Genomic DNA, 19,990 nt, shown 5'->3' on the forward strand with positions numbered 1-19,990 from the left:
TGTGCTTTGTACTCAACAAAAAACTTGGTAATCCGCCTCTTCAGTTTGATTTGCTTATTTCAAGTTGAGAGTGGGGTGTTTCATACACTTTGGCAGTGGCTTGAAACAGGTACGCATTTTTGCCTTTTATCAGCCGATACCAGAACTTAGGAATACTTAAGGCGACGCACAAAAGCAAGAACCATGCAGAGTTGAGGATTAAGTTCTGAATATCGTTGAATACTGGTATGCGTATACCAATAGAAAACAAACCAACGAAAAACCAAAATAGGCATATGAGTAAATAAAAGAAGAGATACTCTTCATAAAGACGGTCTGATGTCATCCATTCTTGGATAGATTCGTTATCGGAAGATGCCTGCATTAGGGTTTTGATCTTTTTTCTTAGGTAAATTGGTATGTATATTAACAATTATCTACTTTAATTAAAACTAATTTAAAAAAAGTGAATTTTTAAAGCGAAAGCACCCCGACTTTCACTCAGAAAGCTCGCTTCGTGTACATTACCAAGTAAACCGTGACTACCTAAATATCTCAAGATACTGACATCATTAACTTACCGCCCAACTTTCAAGTCCTCACTAGGGAACCATACTTACTACCATAAGAAATATTGTGACAAACTATTTTATGATACCCAAAATAAAAACTATTTGTTGGTATAAAGCAGGTTAGAAAAATGCAAATTTATAAATATCAATGGTTATGACTATCAAGTTATTTCCCACCCTAGAAATCAAATTCAAATTATAGACATAAAAAAAGCCCTAAAGGGGCTTTGGTTCTAACAGGTGTTCCTACTATATCGCTATCAACTGCATCATATTAAATTTAGTCACAAGAATAGCTGTCAAGCCGATAATCAAAAAACAAACTGCTAGAGATTTCAGTATAAATCTATCCATCATTTTCAGGTTATCTCTACATTCATTCAAATATTACAGACTATTTTATTGTTTTCAATATGATGAATCAAGATCACTTCATCGGATAGATGAACGGTCAATCACTTTAAAGGACCATCAGCCAAGCGACTGATGATTTTTTTATAGCTTAGTACATTACAATTAGATAAGTAGCTTATAGTTGAATACGCTGCAAAAATGCTTGCGTCCTTGGATGCTCTGAATCCTCAAAGAGCTGCTTGGCACTGCCCTCTTCGACAACAACACCATCTTCAATTAAAACTACATGGTCAGCGACATCACGAGCAAAATTAATCTCATGCGTGACTACCACCATTGTCCAACCTTCTGAGGCCAATTTTTTCATCGTCTCAAGGACATCTTGTACCAACTCAGGGTCAAGCGCGGACGTTGGTTCATCGAACAACAATAATGACGGCTCAATCGCAAGCGCACGGGCAATACCAATACGCTGCTGCTGACCACCAGACAGCTGAAACGGATAAAGATCCGCTTTGTCCGACAGACCAACTTTTTCCAATAATACTAAAGCCTGCTCACGAGCATGCGCTTTACTTTGTCCTTGTACGACTGTCGGGCCAAGCATTAAGTTTTCAAGCGCGGATTTGTGCGGGAATAAATTATAAGACTGAAACACCATGCCCGACTTACGTTGCAGCGCCAACAAGGTTTTTTTCTTAGGCTTAGTGGCAAAATCTACCGTCAAGCTGCCGTCGTCAAAGGCAATAACGCCTTGATCTGGAATTTCTAGCGCATTTAAGCATCGTAAAAAAGTGGTTTTACCAGACCCTGATGGCCCTAATATCACCACGACTTTGCCTTTTTCAATGGTCAAATCAATGCCTTTGAGCACTTGATTGCTGCCAAAGGCTTTGTGAATGTTGGTGACTTTGATCATAAAGGTTCCTGTTGTGCGGATGATACTAAAGCTGTTCTGCAATCAGTCAAAAAGCTATTTCGTACTTAGCTATTTCGCCACGTAGCGATCAAGTCTGGTCTCAAGCTTACCTTGAATAAAGGTTAGGAATAAACAAATACCCCAATAAATCACTGCCGCTTCGGTGTAAACCAACATAAACTCATAGTTACGTGCGGTGATAATCTGAGCCTGTTTAAACAGCTCCGTGACCAGCACCAATGAGGCTAATGAGGTGTCTTTTACCAAGCTAATAAAAGTATTAGATAACGGTGGTACCGATACCCTAAGCGCTTGTGGCAAAATTACATGGCGGAAGGTTTGTAGGTAGGTTAACCCGACCGTTGAGCCTGCTTCCCACTGACCTTTTGGAATAGATAAAATCGAGGCACGTACCGTCTCCGAGGCGTAAGCACCGATATTCAATGAAAAGGCAATAATCGCTGAAGGAAACGGATCGAGCTTAACACCAACACTGGGTAATCCATAGAAGATAATAAACAGCTGCACGAGCATGGGTGTACCGCGAATAGCAGACACATAAATACGCGCAAGCCGGTAAACAATCTCATGGAACCAGCCAGCGCGTGGGACGATACGAATGAGCGCTACCGACAGCGCAATTGCCATACCAATCGCAAAGGATATCAATGCCAGCGGTATCGAATAATAGATACCGCCTTTGAGCATTGGCCAAAACGAATTGATGACAATTTGCGCCCGAGCAGGGTCCATGAATGGCAACAATGCCAGTAATTCAGCCAGCAATGAGGTTATAGACGCTAGCATTATTTTTGTTGACTTATATCAGCACCAAAGAATTCTTCGCTCAGCTTGGTCAATGTACCATCCGCTTTTAATGCGGCCATGGCTTCGTCTAGTTTGGCGACCACAGCATCATCACCTTTTAGCAATACTAAGCCCGAGCCCGTCTGCTCACTGACAGGAGCGACCAATTTGATTTCAAGCGCACTGTCGGGGAATTTCTTGAGATAATCCAATATGGCAAGATTGTCATTCATTGTAAAGTCAGCACGGTCTTGTTTGACCAATTGAATCGCTTGCGCCATACCATCGACAGGGACAACTTCGGCTTCATAGCGTTCTGCCAGCTCACCATAATTACTGCTCAGTGACTGTGCTGAACGCAAACCTTTTAACGCTTCCCATGAGCTATAACGATTGTCATCAGTTGGCGCTAACACCACAGCACCTGACCAGCTATAAGCGGTGGCTTTGTCATATTTGGCTAGACGTTCAGGCGTGGTCAAGCTAACTTGGTTGGCGACCATATCAAAACGTTTTGAGTCTAGACCTGCCAGCATCGCATCCCACTGAGTTTCTTTAAACTCAACATCAACGCCTAGTTTATCAGCGACTGCACGCGTCACTTCGACGTCATAACCCGTCAACTGACCGCTCTCATTATGATACGTGAATGGCGGATAGGTGCCTTCGGTACCGACGTTAATCGTGCCGCCATTATTGATACGTTGTAGCAAATCTGAACCACCAGTCGCAGCACTATCTGTCGCATTGGTGTCGGCTTCATTGGTGCTAGACTGACCACAAGCGGCAAGCAATACAGTACTGGCGGCAAGGGCTAAAAGGTTACGACGTTTCATAAGGCGTCCTTATAGGATAAATGAATAATGCAAAAATATAAGTAGAGCAAAATATATAAGCCAAATAAAAACGGCTAAATGATGACATACAGAGATAGCAATAAAACCTGTACGCTATTATCTGTGTCTTTGGTTGCTCAATTTGAGGATAGTAAGTCTGTTTTTCAATACTACTTTTAGGTATTAGATATAATTTTTAAGCATTTTACAGTAACGTTTACCTTTAATCACAATGGCTAGTCAGCGCTAATGGCTGTTGCCAGCTACCTAGCAAACTTAAAAATCAAATCGTAGCTAAGTTATATACTATCGTAATTGGGTAAGAATAACCGTACAAAAACAGTGAGCATGCGTAAGATTGTTAGAGTGCACCTGAGAATTGATAACGATCGCCAGCATGCCACATCTTTACAAAGGTCAATACTTTCCCTGCCGAATAAGTCTGACGACGTAGCACTAACGTCGGTGACTGCGGTGCAATCTGTAGCGCCTCAGCAATCTCATCAGGTGCTGCTAAGGCGCGAATGGTATAGTTACCGCGCTCGAGTGGACTTTCAGCAATCAAGTAGTCGCTAGTATTCACCACGCTAAAATCTTGCTCAATGAATGCTGGTACTTTTGTCGCATCGACCCAACGCTCTTCAAATTGTATCGGCTGGCCATCCGCGAAATGAATGATTTTTACTTCGTATAAAATAGCCGCCTCGGTGCTATTAGTAGTGCTATCAGCTTCATTTGCCTCAGAATGCAAGACTGCTTCATCAATACTAAATTTACGGCGCATTTCATCATCTAACATGCTCGCGGTAATAGCGCGTTTGCTCAGCACTTGTGCCTGATAGTCACGATTGGCTGATTTTAAGTCTTGAGCAATATTACGCACTTCTACAAAGGTATGATTGAACTGCTGCTGGGCGACGAATGTCCCCGACCCTTGGCGGCGCTCCAATACCCGCTCTTCACTCAACTCTTTCAAGGCACGATTGACCGTCATACGCGATACCCCAAACTCTTCTGCCAAGGCCATTTCGGTAGAGATTGCATTGCCCGCCTGCCATTTTCCGGAATGGATATTGTCCAATATGGCATTTTTAATCCGCTGATAGGCTGGAATCGTCTTTGTCATATTCGTCTTTAACCGTTAGTTTCATCAATAATAATGAGGCCATAATATCACGAGATAACTTCATGAACCTCAGCAAAACCCCTTCACCTCTGTCTATCTGCCAAAACACTCACAAAAATAATTGAGTCATTTATAAAAAAGTACTTGCGTGTGAAAATAATCTTTGATAATTTGTATATACAACTTTACAGTAGTGCTAAAAATCTGCGTCATCTAATCGATATTTCGCCGAATTTATAGACTGACTGTAAAACGCTTACCTTGATTACTTTATTGTCTAAAAAGATTTCATAAGGATTTGACCATGACTACTGATACCGATAGCAACAAACCTACCCGCCGTGATGAGAGCCGCGAAATCGCCGCGCCGACTGGTAGCACATTAAATTGCAAAAGCTGGCTGACCGAAGCGCCTTATCGCATGCTGCAAAACAACCTACACCCTGATGTGGCCGAAAACCCAAAAAGCTTGGTTGTGTATGGCGGTATCGGACGTGCAGCCCGTAACTGGGAAAGCTATGATCAAATCCTAGAATCACTCAAAGAATTAGAAGACGATGAGACCTTATTGGTGCAATCAGGCAAACCGGTTGGCGTCTTTCAGACTCACGAAAATGCGCCGCGTGTATTGATTGCCAACTCCAACCTTGTGCCCCGCTGGGCGACGTGGGAGCATTTCAACGAGCTCGATCGCAAAGACCTATTTATGTATGGTCAAATGACTGCCGGTAGCTGGATTTATATCGGCACTCAAGGTATTGTCCAAGGCACATATGAAACCTTTGTCGAAGCCGGTCGCCAGCATTATGATGGCAGCTGGGCAGGACGTTGGATTTTGACCGCTGGTCTTGGCGGTATGGGCGGCGCACAGCCTTTAGCCGCGACCTTTGCCGGCGCGACTTCTTTAAACATCGAATGCCAACAGTCTAGTATTGATTTCCGTTTGCGTACTGGTTACGTCGATAAGCAAGCCGACAATCTTGACCATGCTTATGAGCTGATTAAGCAGCATACTGCCGCAGGTGAAGCCGTCTCTATCGCGCTACTTGGCAATGCGGCTGATATCTTGCCTGAGATGGTCAAGCGTGCCAATGCAGGCGAGATAAAACCTGATTTGGTCACTGACCAAACCTCCGCTCACGACTTAATCAATGGCTACTTGCCAAGTGGCTGGACAGTTGAAGAATGGAAAGCAGCACAAGAAAATCCAGACCAACATGCCGCCTTAACCAAAGATGCTGCTGCATCTTGTGCCGTACACGTGCAGGCCATGCTAGATCTACAAGAAATGGGTATCCCAACGACTGATTATGGTAATAACATTCGTCAAGTTGCCTTTGATGAAGGGGTAAAAAATGCCTTTAATTTCCCGGGTTTTGTCCCTGCTTATATTCGTCCGCTGTTTTGCCAAGGTAAAGGTCCATTCCGCTGGGTCGCATTATCAGGTGATCCAGAAGATATCTACAAAACCGATCAAAAAATTAAAGAGCTGTTCCCTGAAAATCAGCATATTCATCGCTGGCTAGACATGGCGAAAGAACGCATTCAATTTCAAGGCTTGCCAGCACGTATCTGCTGGTTAGGTCTTGGTGAACGTGATAAAGCAGGCTTGGCATTTAACGAAATGGTTAAAAGTGGTGAGTTAAAAGGTCCTATCGTTATCGGTCGTGACCATTTGGATACTGGCTCTGTTGCCAGCCCCAACCGCGAAACAGAAAGTATGAAAGATGGTTCAGATGCGGTGTCTGACTGGGCGTTATTAAACGGCATGCTCAATGTCGCAGGCGGCGCCACTTGGGTGTCATTACATCATGGCGGCGGCGTGGGTATGGGTTACTCGCAGCACTCTGGCATGGTCATCGTCGCTGATGGCACAGATGCCGCTGCCAAGCGCTTGGCGCGAGTACTGGTCAATGATTGCGGCTCAGGTGTGATGCGTCATGCGGATGCGGGCTATGAGCTGGCCATCAAAACAGCCAAAGAATATGGCTTAAATCTACCGATGATTAAATAGCTTGCCCTTGTCCTTATATGCCCAAATGATATAAGGACATCATCAACACTTTATCAAGGACGATAATATGTCTGAACGTGATATTTTGCCCCCAGGCAGCTCCGTGCCTAGAACGCCTCTAGACAGTCCAGCACCTGCTAGCCCGCCGCCTGAAAAGCTGCTGTCCAAACCTGTCGCACTGATACAGCTAATCGTATTTAGTGCTATTGGCTTGGTGATGTTCTTTGTGCCTTTTACTATTGGTGAAAAGAGCACCATTTTATTTGATCATGGGGCAACTTATCTAGTCACTCAGCAGCACACCCTTGCTGTGTTTTTGCTGTTTCTACTGATGATTTATGGTGTTGGCAAACCCATTTATGATGGTTCATGGCGTAAAAATATCACCAATATGATATTAACCGCCTTCAAGATTATCGGGCTAGTACTCGCCATCATGTATATCACTGATATGGCGCCTGCTATCATCATGGAAAAGGACATGTTGCCGTTTTTGTTTGAAAAACTGGCATTACCAGTCGGTATGATTGTCCCTATTGGCGCATTAATCCTCGCTTTTTTGCTCGGTTTTGGCTTGCTGGAGATGTTTGGGGTACTCATGCAGCCTATTATGAAGCCAATTTGGAAAACGCCCGGCTCATCGGCGATTGATGCCGTTGCGTCCTTTGTTGGTAGTTATTCTATTGGGCTGCTCATTACCAATCGGGTCTTTTTGCAAAATCAATATTCGGTCCGTGAAGCCATCATCATTGCTACTGGGTTTTCTACGGTATCGGCAGCCTTTATGGTGATCGTTGCTAAGACCCTTGGTCTAATGGAGTTTTGGAATCTGTTTTTTTGGTCGACACTGATTATTACTTTTATTGTCACCGCCATTACCGCACGTATTCCACCTATTCGAGGTTTTGATGATAGCGTCGAGCGTCCAAACTTAGACCACCAACAAGGCAATCGCTTAGCAGCAGCGTATCATTTAGGACTGGCTACTTCACGCCGTGCAACTGACCTCAAACAAATTATGTGGTCGAACTTTCGCGATGGACTGACGATGGCAGCTGCGATTGTGCCTTCTATTATCGCGGTAGGGTTAACTGGTTTATTACTAGCCAAATATACGCCAGTCTTTGATGCGTTAGGTTTGCTCTTGTATCCATTCACTTGGGTAACTGGTATGCCTGAGCCATTAGTTGCTGCCAAAGGCATGTCAGCAGGATTGGCTGAGATGTTCTTGCCTGCCCTATTGCTAACGGAAGCTGAGGTCTTAACCCGCTATGTAGCAGGCGTAGTTTCGATTAGTAGTGTGCTGTTCTTTTCAGCGATGATTCCTTGTGTATTGGCGACTGAGATTCCGCTGTCAGTACCTAAGATGGTCATTATCTGGTTTGAGCGAGTGGTGCTTAGCATTCTAATCGCTGCACCTTTTGGACATTTAGCGATATATTTGGGCTGGATCAGTTAGACCGACTGAAACAAGCGGGATTAGTTAAAGAAATTTAGACAACATAGCTTTTAACGGTTTATAAACAACAACGCATAAACTAAAATGTATAGACAACAAAAAATACAATTAATATAGCTCATAAAATTAGGATAACTCGCATGACTGATATCAAAAAACTAACACTACACCCACGCCAATTAAGCTTTGAGATGTTGCGCGATATTTATGAGCAACCTGTCATATTGACGTTACCTGACAGTGCTTATGAGGCGATAGATGCCTCGCATGAAGATGTACGTACCATTATTGCGCGTGATAAGAGCGCTTATGGCATCAATACGGGTTTTGGCCTGTTAGCAAAAACTCGTATTAGTGATGATCAACTTGAGCTACTGCAGCGTAACCTTATCGTTTCTCACTCAGTGGGTACTGGTGAAGCATTGCCAGACAGTGTGGTTCGATTGATTATGGTCATGAAAGTTGCCAGTTTAGCGCAAGGCGTCTCTGGCGTCCGACGCGCTGTGGTCGATAGCTTACTTGGTTTAATTAATAATCAAATTACGCCAAATATTCCGGCCAAAGGTTCAGTTGGCGCCTCTGGTGACTTAGCACCTTTATCGCATATGACGCTGGCCATGATGGGCGAAGGCGACGTCTATGTTGGCGGCAAAAAAGTACCCGCTGCTGAGGCATTAGCGCAGCATGGTCTTGAGCCAATTACCCTTGCGGCAAAGGAAGGTCTTGCTCTTATTAACGGTACGCAGGTCTCAACGGCACTGGCATTACGTGGCTATTTCTTAGCGCGTGACTTGCTTGAGACAGCCACCATCGTCGGCTCCATGTCTATTGATGCAGCCAAAGGCTCGGATGCCCCATTTGATGCGCGTATACATGAAGTGCGTGGCCATCATGGTCAAATTGAAATTGCCAAAGCGCATCGTCAGCTGATTAAAGGCAGTGCTATTCGCGCCTCCCATGATGGTGAGCAAGACGATAGAGTACAAGACCCTTATTGCTTACGCTGCCAGCCACAAGTCATGGGTGCTTGCCTTGATATCATCAACCAAGCAGGAAAAACCTTATTAATTGAATCTAATGCGGTAACCGATAATCCGCTGATTTTCACTAACGATGATGGCCCAGTGGCTATCTCGGGTGGTAACTTCCATGCTGAGCCAGTTGCTTTTGCTGCAGACATTTTAGCCTTGGCGATTGCTGAGATTGGTTCTATGTCTGAGCGCCGTGTGGCTTTATTAATTGATGCAACCTTGTCAGGCGGCTTACCGCCATTCTTAGTTGACAATGCTGGGGTGAACTCTGGCTTTATGATTGCCCACGTGACCGCAGCGGCGCTAGCTTCAGAGAACAAGTCTATCGCCCATCCTGGCAGCGTTGATAGCATTCCAACTTCTGCCAACCAAGAAGACCACGTATCGATGGCAACCTATTGTGCGCGCCGCCTATATGAGATGGCGCAAAATACCGCCACCATTATCGGCATTGAGCTATTGGCTGCTGGTCAAGGTATCGACTTCCATCGTGGACTAGATACCTCAGAAGCGTTACAGACAGCGCATCAAAAGCTACGTGAGCAAGTGACTTTTTATGACAAAGATCGCTACCTAGCGCCTGATATTGAAGCTGCAAAGCAACTAGTATTAGATGGTACGCTCACCGAATATTGGCAGTCACTGCGCAGCGCTTGGTATGAGTCTAAGTAAAAGGTATCACTCTAAATAAACGCTTTATTGTATTAAAGGAGGTGGGCAATGAGCATGTCAAAGTCTGGGACTGGCACAACCGTAAGCCACACCGCAGCTGATATGAGTCGGTGGACAGGACGTGCAGAGCCGTTTGAGTCTGCGCGCGCCCGCTACTGGTATCAAATAGCGCAGCCTTATGCCTTTGATAGCACCAGTCAGCGCATTGGACTGGTCGGGTTCGCTTGTGACCAAGGTGTCAGACGTAATCAAGGACGCGTGGGTGCACGAGCTGCGCCGCCCTTGATTCGCCAAGCACTTGCGGCGCTGCCAGTCATCGCTGAGTTACAACAACGCTATGAGGGTCAACTGCCAACTCTACTAGGTGATGCTGGTGATATCCATTGTCATGATAATGATGATTTTGCCGAGCGCACTCTTGAAAAAGCCCAAGTAAAATATGCCGATAAGATAAGTGATATTATTCAGCGAGGCGGGCTGCCCATTGGACTTGGTGGTGGTCATGCCATCGCTTACGGCAGTTTTTTAGGATTATGGCAGGCGCTGTCATCAGAAACCGATCAGCCCACTAATGACGTTAACAATATCGAAAGTAATGTTGAAAATGATGTCGAAAGCAATCTTGAAAGCCATGTTAAAAGCCATGCAAGCACAATGCATACTATCGGGGTGATTAACTTTGATGCGCATTTGGACATTCGCCAATCTGATGTCGCCACGTCTGGTACACCATTTCGCCAAATAGCCGAGCACCTTGAAGCACAAGGTCAGCCATTTCACTATTGCTGTATCGGTGTCAGTCGGTTTTCCAACACTGCCGCGCTCTTCGACCGTGCTGAGCAGTTAGGCGTCCACATTATCAGTGACGAAGACTGCACCAATAAGAAATGGAAAAAAATTGCAGCTCAAATAGAAGAATTTATCAATGACGTTGATGTGGTCTACTTAACCATTGATATGGACTGCTTGCCATCGAGCGTCGTTCCTGGTGTCAGTGCACCAGCAGCTTATGGTATTGAGCTGAGCTTCGTTGAGCGCGCGGTCAAACGTATCATGGCGTCGAATAAAGTAAAGATGGCTGATATTGCCGAGATTAACCCGACCTTTGATATTGATGGACGCAGCTGTAAAGTTGCGGCAAGACTATTAGCAACTATTATCGAGCAGCATTTACTTTTAGTATAAATAAATTGATACAGAATAAAAGTGTTATGAATATTTATACAAGTGACTAGGATGAATTTTGCGACACCTTTGTCTCGCTTGCGCACAACAAGCGAGTAAAATTTGTACCAGTCACGCTATAATATTTTTAAAATAAACCAACCATACAAGGCTACTGAAGTAAGTTTTGCACATCCTCTGTCAGCAGCACCACAGCAAGAAACGTTTTTACCAACGACACAATGTCTGTTTTAAAGTAAATGGACTATGGATGGCTGCACTAAATCTATACTAATAAGCAGGAGCACATTATGACTCATACAATAAACTCTACAGATCAAATGCCTATAAACGATTCCACTCTGACATCGTTTGACTACATCATTATCAATGCCAATCTCGCCACTTTTTCAGCACAATACGGGTTTGATATTTATAACAACAATCAAAGCAACAACCAGAAAAAAAGTACCCCTTATGGTCAATTAATAAACGCCGCTATCGGTATCAAAGACGGCAAAATTGCATGGGTTGGCACGCATGAACAAATAAAACCGCACCTTACCCATTATAAGAGCGATCAAATCAAAGACGTTGACGGCAACTGGGTAACGCCTGGACTCATCGATTGTCATACCCATATCGTTTATGGCGGTAACCGTAGCAACGAGTTCGAAGCGCGATTGCAAGGCGTTAGTTATCAAGATATCGCGGCACAAGGTGGCGGCATTGTCTCAACCGTTAGCGCCACCCGCGCAGCGAATGAGGAAGAGTTGTTTGCGCAAAGTGAAAAACGTCTGCTCGCGCTCATAAAAGAAGGCGTGACCAGTGTCGAAATCAAATCTGGCTATGGGCTGGACTTAGAAACTGAGCGAAAAATACTAAAAGTCGCCCGCGCACTCGGTGACAAACACAACATTCATGTTAGCACCACTTATTTGGCCGCCCATGCGCTACCGCCAGAGTATAAAGACAATGCCGATGACTATATCGAGCAAGTTTGCCAGTGGTTACCAATCTTGCATAGCGAGGGCTTGGTCGATGCGGTCGATGGTTTCTGTGAAAACATCGCTTTTAGTAGCGAGCAAATTAAGCGCGTCTTTGACGTTGCCCGCTCATTAGACTTACCAGTTAAGTTACATTCTGAGCAGCTCTCAAACATAGGTGCTAGTGCTTTGGTAGCAGAATACCAAGGACTATCAAGCGACCATTTAGAGCACTTAGCAGAAGAAGATATTGAAAAAATGGCCGTAAGCAACACGGTAGCCGTACTATTGCCAGGTGCTTTTTATACGCTACGTGATACTAAGTTGCCACCGATAGAAGCACTGCGCAAACATCAGGTCAACATTGCCATATCGACAGATTGCAACCCCGGCACTTCACCACTAACGTCGCTGTTATTAGCGATGAATATGGGCTGTACCTTATTTTATCTCACTCCTGAAGAAGTATTGGCAGGCGCAACTGTTCACGCGGCACAAGCGTTAGGTCTCGCCAACAAAGGTAAAATAGAAGTGGGTTACGATGCTGATTTGGCATTATGGGATATCGCGCGCCCTGCTGACCTTGCTTATCAAATGGGGCTAAATCCTATTGCGGGTATTATGGTTCAAGGCAAATGGCGCGAGACGGTATAGCGAATTTATATAAACATTTAGCATAATTAAAGAAGCCCCAACCATTAAATGATTGGGGTTTTTTTATTGGCTATCGATAGAAGTTAAGACACTGCTACTCTATAGTCAGTAAAAAATAATGTCGATACATCATGCACTGCTGATATTTATTTATGTCGCTCAGTTATTTTTTAAACTTGTTTTTAAATGTACTCCCCGTATCGGCATCGATATTTAGCCAAAGCAGACTATTGCCTTTGAGAAGTTGGGTTTCGTAGTAGGACGCATGATTAGCATAATCGCGATCATTCTTAAACTCAATTTCGAGAATGCGACCACCCGTTTGCTTCTCAGCGATACTCATCGCATCCATCACCTTGATTTTTGCTTGCTGCTGAGCCTTATAGTCAGCCAAATCGTCCTTATCCAGACGTTCGGTTTCAGTCTTTACGATTTTGCCAGTTATAGCATCAACTTTGATTTCATAACCAGTGGTATTAGTACTAAATTCCAGCTCATAGACACCGCCATCACCCTCAGCATCGCTATCATCGTCATCAAACTCTGCGCTGATTAAAGTACCGGAAGCTTCTTTGCTCGCCGTAGTAATCGCCTGCTTTAGGCTAATTTTCGCTGCTTGAGCAGCACTCACTTCGTCAGTATGATTGGCAGCACTAACAGCTGTACTAACTACACCTGCGCTCAATGCTAAAGTTAGACAAGCACCCAATGTAGTCAGTTGAAGTTTTTTGATAATATTACTCATATCTCTTTATCCTTATAGCCATTATGGAATTGCTTTTATGATACGGATATATAGGGATGAATAGCAGATAAAAAGGTAGCGTAATGTAGCTTTCCTGTTTATGCTTCTAAAGCAAGCACATGTGGAAAGAACACGAGATAACTCTTTGGTTTATATATTAATTTGAGCGAGTAAGCGCTATAATATGTCTGCCATTTCCTTCTCTGAATTTCCAAATATTGAGACCATAATTAATGATGCGAAACACGCTACAAAACTTACTTTACAACAGTAATTATGATCAATCAGACCCTTCAACCGCCGCTTTTGACACTTTGCCAATTATCATACAGAAAGCGCTATTACAACAGCAGCGTATCGTATTGATAGCCAATAATCCTTCAATAGATACAGCGAGCTTAGAGGCGCTGTTGCAGCCGACAGATATGCTGGTTTTGTTTAATGATTTTATTCATGCTGATTTTTTTGCGCATCATCCTAGTGTTAAAGATCTACCAAAACTATTATTCTTTAGAAAAATTGGCGACAGTCTGTTGCATTTTGGCATGCCGCCTCGTAGTAATAATTTGACGGCGATGCTCGATATGGCAAAGCATGCACCACTTGGCATCTTGTTTGGCAATACTGACTACCAGTTTCCATTACTAGCTGATGACCCCAGCCCTAATGATGATCCGATAACAGCCAGCCGAGTATTAGAGATTCCAGAACTGCTAAATGAATTATTGCATAGCGATGAGCATTGTCGCGTGTTATCAGAGCAGGATAGCGTGGTGGCAGATTATCCTATTTTTGCTGATATCCATTCATCAGCGCCGACCTCAGGGTTTCTGTTATATCGGCTATTATTGGCGGCGCGCTTACATGTGCAGCAGCGACAGAACGCTGCGACTCCGCTATCGATAGTCATGTTGGGCTTTAATAATGATGACAAAACAGCGCACTTTTGGGATGGGCATAATTGGGCGTTTGAGAGACAAGAGCTTGCGACGCCGCCTAATAGTGTCGAGATTATTCGTCAGTACTAATAGAACACTACTAATAAGATTAAACACTTATAGTTGATTCACTTTAAAACTGATATAGCGAGACTGGGATAAATTTCTTGCAGCCTCTGTCTGCGCAGGCACAGCACGCAAAAGAAATTTGTACCAGTCTAGCGTATTAATGCAATGTATCTATTTTATTTAGTATCGACTATATATCTACACATAAGGCGCATCCGGATAATGAGCCGCTCTAATCTCGACTTCACTTGGCTGTCGATTAATAGCAATCGGTACTGTCTGCTCGTCTCGCCAGTTAATCAGTTGTAATTGCGAAAATTCCGCTAACCATCCTGACATCGGCCAATGTTGCCATTTTTCATAAAAGCGATTGGCATTGATAACGATACTATCCAAATGATTAAGCGGCGGTCTATAGACACTATGCTGTTGATGGTAAATCACATCATCAGTTAAATAAAAATCGATATTTAACGCGCGCGCCATAAAAGCAAAATCCGTATCTTCAGCGCCATAGCCGACATAATCCGTATCAAAGCCACCAATTTGCTCAAACTGACTGTGCATAATAGCAAAGCAAAGACTCCAAAACGCACCATAGTCTTGCGTCTGTTTAATAGACGTACCCTGATGTTGTAAATCAAAGTTATCCCGATAAGGGTTAAATACAGACAGCTTGTCTAAAAAGTCGGCTGCCAATTTACCTTGTTGTAGCTGTCTACCCTCATTATCCGTCAAAGGACGCGTCAGATAACGCGGTTGACCCATCAGTAAGGCGTTGGGACGTGCTTGAAGTTTACTATATAGCTGCTCAATAAAGGTTGGCGCGACGATACAGTCTACATCCAAGAAAATCATGGCATCATACGTGGCGCGCGCCGCTCCAAGGTTACGGTTACGACCGATATCAAATGATGCGCTAATTGCTAGTCCATTCTCAGTCGCTGTAGTCGTTGCTATCTTAATGATATTTAAATCGTATGCTGCCAGACGTTCAGGCTCAGCGTCATCATTAACGATAATAACTTCTGCTGGTTTGACACTACCCTGCTCCAAGCTACCGAGTAGATTGTAGAGATGGCGATTGCGTCCGTAGCAGGTAGTAATGACGCTTAAAGGCACGCTAACGGGAGTAGTGGCATGAGTGGCCTCTTGCGCTTTGGTTGTCGTTGTCATAGAGATCTTCTTTGCTCTTATTGTAGAACCTTTTGTTTTTAAGGTTTCTTATTGTTTATCAGGTTTTAGGCCCAATTGTGGCAATAACCATTCTTCAAACCAAGCTTTGACGGAAGTATAGTCAACAATGCTATCCATAAATTTTTGCGCTGGCGTATTATCTTGATTATCCGTTAGAGCAGTCTTATCAGTGTTGATTGACTCATTGCTAATCGATTCATTGCTAATTGACTTATCGTTAACTGATAAAAAAGACGGTATATCCTGACTACCCAAACTTGAATTTTGAGCCATGAACTGTGCCCAACTTAGAGCACGACCTTGCTCAATCAGCGCCTCTGCCATGACTTCCTGCTCACGATGCGGACGCTCATCTGGCAACACCACGAGCGGCGTCGCATAGTCATAAGCTTGCGCAATACCGTTCAAACCACACGCCATCAACAGCAGGTCACTATAGGCAATAAATGGCGTCACATCATTTACGTGAGCAGCAATATCAACACAATGTCGTGCCTCGTCGTTAATAGGTCCAAGCGATATAATCAATGCATTCGGTAATGCACGGCGTAGCTCGGGCAGCTTGGCATCAATAGCGTCGTGCCCACCGTAACCTTTGATAACCGTTATGATTGTAGTATCAGCTATTTTTTGTTTATTATCCGAAGATGAAAGCCGCTCATGGATACTAATACTACTAGTAGTGAGCGTCATGAGCTTATTTATAAAGGCGGTAAACGTTAACAGCTCATCCGTCTTATTGGGCATGAAATCAAGATATAGCGTTTTTTGGCGTACCCAGTCCAGCGTTGCTGACGCTTCAAGTGCCTTTGGGTAAGGGGTTAATAATCCCAGCGCGCCAGCAAAGGCGTTCAAGTGCGGTATATCATCGCGCTCACCTGCCAGCCTTACGTATAAGTAAGGAATACTAGCCACGCGACACAGCATAGCAACTTCGGCGCTGACATCAATAATCATTAGGTCAATCTGACGCTGACGAATCTCATCGAGTAACTGCCAGCTGCGCATCTGCACATTGCGATTACCTACTGGTGAATAATGCAAACTACTTGGCTGCCAATATTTTCCAGCTCGCCCTAGTAGTACATCTTCTGGTAGCTGATCCTCAGCGCTTAAACGTACGATTTGCTCATCAGTTATCGCGCTAAAGTGATAACCATCATTAGGCAAACTGGTAAACACTGTCATCTGCGAGCGTAATTTAGGCGGCAATAGAGCAGCCAATTTATCTGCTTGGCGACAGTGACCTGAACCATGATGATGGGCATAATAGCCAATACGCATAAGGAGATTTCCCAAAATTTACTGTTTAAAAACTGACGCTTAAATAGCTAGTAAAGTTAGTCTGTTTATTTAGAAAATTTTTAGTAGGCTAGAACTTGAATCATAAGTATCATCTAGAAAGACAAGGCCTGAATCTGAGCACTATTACTATCACCACTTTCCAAAGCCTGCTCGTATAGCCGCAGATAACCATCCACCATCGTAGCGACGGAACAAAACTGCTCAGCACGCAGACGACATGCCGCGCGGGAAATATGTTTGATATCAGCAAAAGCTTGAATGAAAGCGTCTTTGTCCATCTTAGGTACAATGATACCAGTCGATGACGTGACAATCTCAGCGCTCGCACCGACATCAAATCCAATCACTGGCGTACCGCAAGCCAAACTCTCAGCCAGCGTTAAGCCATAAGGCTCGTCCCATGTACTGGTAAATAGCATAGCAGTCACTTGGCTTAAGCGTTCATTGATTTGATCTTTACTCAGATGACCGACGTAATCGAATAAAGACCCAGCGTTTTTATCTTCTTCTAGTAACGGTGCAACGTACTCATCAAAATATTCCTCATTACTTTTTGGCCCTGCAATAATGAGGCGCTTGCCGGCCGCTTTGCAATACTCCATCGCTAAATGGGTGCCTTTTTCCACACAAATGCGCCCATACCAAAAGTAAATCTCGTCTTCAATTGGGTTTGTATTGGCATCAAATGACTGTACATCAATACCGTTATAGACCACATGAGAAGGCACGAACTCAGCAAATAACTGCTGCTGATGACCACTAATCGCGGTGAACTGGGTTTGCGTGCCTTGACGTAGTGTCAATAATGCTAAGCGCAGCTGCGGGAAAATCGGCGTATGAAAGGTGGTAAAAAAACGCGCGCCAAATGCCTGTCCCATCATCATCGGTATATGGTGCAAGCTGTGATTGTGCACCACATCGATCATGCCCTGCTCATCACGACTGATGATATCGCGCATGGCTTGCTGATAGACCAAATACTGATACAACTCTTCGCGACTCATACCTACCGAATCATGCTCATTGTCATAGACCAACGCATCAAACTGCGTGCGCGTCATAAAGGGCACGAGTGTCGCATTAGTCTGACTATCAGCATGCGCATAGAGCAACACTTCATGTCCTTGAGCGACCAATTCATCACATATAAGCTCGGTAATCATCTCAAGACCGCCAGCATATGGCTGCGCGATTGGATATAGAGAATGCGCAATAATGGCAATGCGCAATACAGGAGTATCTATTACGCTAGCATCACGGTAAGCAGTAATACTTGATATATCGACAGTAGGGCTAGATAGCATAACAAGTCCAATATGAATTTATTAAGTATAAATTAACTAAATATGAGTTGAATGACAGTCATTAGGTACAGATAAAAATTGTAGAGATTAAAATTAATGTTGTTAAAAATTAACAGCATTGTCGTCTTTAAATGAAGACGTCAAAGGTTTGTCTTTTGATTTAGCAATACTAATCATGTGCGGCTGAGACAAGTTTTTAGTAACGAAGCTTTTAGCACTGAGGTTTTTAGTAATTAAGGTCTCAGCAGCTACCTTTTTATTTGCAACCTGATATTCTTCATAGCTGTAATTATCCAGCATCACCTTGGCAGCCCATACTTTTAGAATACAAACCATCACGGCGCAGCCAAATAGTAGCGGTGAATATAAAAGGGAAAATGGCGATACAATTATGGCTGTGGTTATATTTAACATTAGCAATACTTTAGGCATCGCCATTAAATTGGCAACATAAACTGATTTTCGCGTACGTATCAACTCTTGCTTCGGCGTACAGATAAACGGCTTCTTTTGTCCCCATAGTACTGGCCACCATGATAAAGCGCCCAACTCCCAAAAATTCAGATGCACAGCCCAAGCCCGCAAACGATTACTTAAGCTTGGCGCAGCTCCATTGCTAGTTTGCTGATTGAGCGATGCCCTATCCTGCATATATGCCCATAAACGCCTACCCAAAAATATGGCGTAACTCGCATACACGATATATAAAGGAGCAAGCAAAGCATAAATATTTAAACTGGTGCTGAATAGTAGCGCACTCGTAATAATAAGTAGCGTCAATAGCTGCAATACGATAAAGATACCGGTAAAATTGACCCAAGCACTAAGCTGAGATAAGTGTGCACCCATGTACGCTAGACGCTCACTGAGTTTCTTTTTTGTAGCGGATGAGTCTGTGACGAGTGAATCTATGATGGATAAACTTGTTGAAGGCAAGTTTGATGACGCTGAAAAGTAAGTATTAAGCACTTGCATATTGCCATAGATCCAGCGTCGCCGCTGGCTCATCAAGTCGTGCAAGGTAGTGGGTAGCAGTCCTGTCGCGATAACCTCAGGGACAAACTGACTGCGCAAGCCGCGACTATGCATCAGCACACCCATCTGCGCATCTTCGGTAATTGATGCGCCTGACCAGCCGCCTAAATCTAATAGCGCACGGCGGCGAATGACTGCATAAGTCCCAGTCGATAGCGCACGTGTGCGATTAAACGGACGGTATAAATGGTGATTGAAATAGTGATTTAGCTCGCTATGAATATCGACTCGTCCGGCGTCACGATAAAACTGAGGAAACTGCAATAGCGCATGGGTCGGATAACACTCGATAGCATTGGCAATCGATACTCGCGCTTGCGGTAACGCCTGATAGTCACTATCAACTACCACTATATGGCTGCAATTGGGGTCCATAAGCCCCAACGCTAAATTAAGTGCGCCAGCTTTAAAGCCTGCTACTGAATCGATATGATAAAAATGTACATTGTGACGCGCATCCAGACTGGCACAGAACTGAGCCAATGGCTTGTAGAGCGTTGTTTGAGTATTATTATTATCGACAATTAAAATCTCATCGTCATCTGCTTTAATCGCCAACAACGACTTAATCGTCTCAATCACCATCGCTGCCGGTTCAGCACGGGTCATTAACTGAAAGCTTAAGCGGATAGAGCTTTTTGAAGTATGACCATAAAACTTATGGATACTTACAGCCTCTCCAAGCTGGTCTTCAATACCAGCATAGCCAACAATATCACTATAATCGTTTAAAGCACGACTGCCTTTTAATGTACGGTCTTTATATAATCCAATTTTTGGGGCGGTGCGTTTTAGTAAGTGACTTCTCAAAGCATGAAAATTGC

General features: G+C 44.0%; 15 protein-coding genes. 6 read left to right on the plus strand and 9 right to left on the minus strand.

Annotated elements, in window-relative coordinates:
• Positions 1–1,080: 1,080 nt before the first annotated feature.
• The 4 genes from AAEY80_RS09135 to AAEY80_RS09150 all read right to left on the minus strand — a co-directional run bounded on the left by AAEY80_RS09135 (position 1,081) and on the right by AAEY80_RS09150 (position 4,593).
• The gene (locus tag AAEY80_RS09135; RefSeq protein WP_201566172.1) at positions 1,081–1,824 is read right to left on the minus strand and encodes an amino acid ABC transporter ATP-binding protein; all 744 of its coding nucleotides are present in this window, start codon (positions 1,822–1,824) and stop codon (positions 1,081–1,083) included.
• Between the two features lie 69 nt (positions 1,825–1,893).
• Positions 1,894–2,631 (minus strand): amino acid ABC transporter permease, encoded by a 738-nt coding sequence (locus AAEY80_RS09140; RefSeq protein ID WP_272487621.1) that lies wholly within the window; start codon positions 2,629–2,631, stop codon positions 1,894–1,896.
• Positions 2,631–3,467, minus strand: a complete 837-nt coding sequence (locus AAEY80_RS09145; RefSeq protein ID WP_025650742.1) for an amino acid ABC transporter substrate-binding protein — start codon at positions 3,465–3,467, stop codon at positions 2,631–2,633. The genes AAEY80_RS09140 and AAEY80_RS09145 overlap by 1 nt, the downstream gene beginning before the upstream one ends.
• Before the next feature lie 361 nt (positions 3,468–3,828).
• Positions 3,829–4,593, minus strand: coding sequence for a UTRA domain-containing protein (locus AAEY80_RS09150; protein WP_201566173.1), 765 nt, complete (start codon positions 4,591–4,593; stop codon positions 3,829–3,831).
• Positions 4,594–4,897: 304 nt separating this feature from the next.
• Here AAEY80_RS09150 and hutU point away from each other — a divergent pair, with 304 nt between their 5' ends.
• The 5 genes from hutU (at position 4,898) to hutI (ending at position 12,573) form a co-directional block, all read left to right on the plus strand.
• Positions 4,898–6,607 (plus strand): urocanate hydratase, encoded by a 1,710-nt coding sequence (gene hutU / locus AAEY80_RS09155; protein WP_350588222.1) that lies wholly within the window; start codon positions 4,898–4,900, stop codon positions 6,605–6,607.
• 67 nt (positions 6,608–6,674) lie between these two features.
• Positions 6,675–8,066, plus strand: coding sequence for a YjiH family protein (locus AAEY80_RS09160; protein WP_025650745.1), 1,392 nt, complete (start codon positions 6,675–6,677; stop codon positions 8,064–8,066).
• A 140-nt stretch (positions 8,067–8,206) separates the two neighbouring features.
• The gene (gene hutH / locus AAEY80_RS09165) at positions 8,207–9,769 is read left to right on the plus strand and encodes a histidine ammonia-lyase (protein WP_201566175.1); all 1,563 of its coding nucleotides are present in this window, start codon (positions 8,207–8,209) and stop codon (positions 9,767–9,769) included.
• 48 nt (positions 9,770–9,817) lie between these two features.
• Entirely contained in the window at positions 9,818–10,954 is a 1,137-nt protein-coding gene (locus AAEY80_RS09170; protein WP_413786708.1) for a formimidoylglutamase, read from the plus strand.
• A gap of 290 nt (positions 10,955–11,244) precedes the next feature.
• Positions 11,245–12,573, plus strand: a complete 1,329-nt coding sequence (hutI, locus tag AAEY80_RS09175) for an imidazolonepropionase (protein WP_201566176.1) — start codon at positions 11,245–11,247, stop codon at positions 12,571–12,573.
• 163 nt (positions 12,574–12,736) lie between these two features.
• Here the strand turns inward: hutI and AAEY80_RS09180 are convergent, their stop codons facing one another.
• The gene (locus AAEY80_RS09180; RefSeq protein ID WP_025650749.1) at positions 12,737–13,318 is read right to left on the minus strand and encodes a PepSY domain-containing protein; all 582 of its coding nucleotides are present in this window, start codon (positions 13,316–13,318) and stop codon (positions 12,737–12,739) included.
• Positions 13,319–13,551: 233 nt separating this feature from the next.
• Between AAEY80_RS09180 and AAEY80_RS09185 the strand changes: the two genes are divergently transcribed.
• A complete protein-coding gene (locus AAEY80_RS09185) occupies positions 13,552–14,346 on the plus strand; it encodes a hypothetical protein (RefSeq protein ID WP_201583428.1) in 795 nt (264 codons plus the stop codon).
• A gap of 177 nt (positions 14,347–14,523) precedes the next feature.
• On the opposite strand, the gene AAEY80_RS09190 is transcribed toward AAEY80_RS09185, so the two are convergent.
• The 4 genes from AAEY80_RS09190 to AAEY80_RS09205 form a co-directional block, all read right to left on the minus strand.
• Entirely contained in the window at positions 14,524–15,501 is a 978-nt protein-coding gene (locus AAEY80_RS09190) for a glycosyltransferase family 2 protein (RefSeq protein WP_051395141.1), read from the minus strand.
• A gap of 48 nt (positions 15,502–15,549) precedes the next feature.
• Positions 15,550–16,806 (minus strand): hypothetical protein, encoded by a 1,257-nt coding sequence (locus AAEY80_RS09195; RefSeq protein ID WP_025650752.1) that lies wholly within the window; start codon positions 16,804–16,806, stop codon positions 15,550–15,552.
• A 113-nt stretch (positions 16,807–16,919) separates the two neighbouring features.
• Positions 16,920–18,131 carry a glycosyltransferase gene (locus AAEY80_RS09200; protein ID WP_025650753.1) on the minus strand — a complete coding sequence of 404 codons (1,212 nt, stop codon included), beginning with the start codon at positions 18,129–18,131 and terminating at the stop codon, positions 16,920–16,922.
• A gap of 102 nt (positions 18,132–18,233) precedes the next feature.
• Entirely contained in the window at positions 18,234–19,976 is a 1,743-nt protein-coding gene (locus AAEY80_RS09205; protein WP_198015405.1) for a glycosyltransferase family 2 protein, read from the minus strand.
• Between the last annotated feature and the right edge of the window lie 14 nt (positions 19,977–19,990).

Source organism: Psychrobacter sp. 78a-MNA-CIBAN-0178 (assembly GCF_040309625.1).
Lineage (GTDB): Bacteria > Pseudomonadota > Gammaproteobacteria > Pseudomonadales > Moraxellaceae > Psychrobacter > Psychrobacter okhotskensis.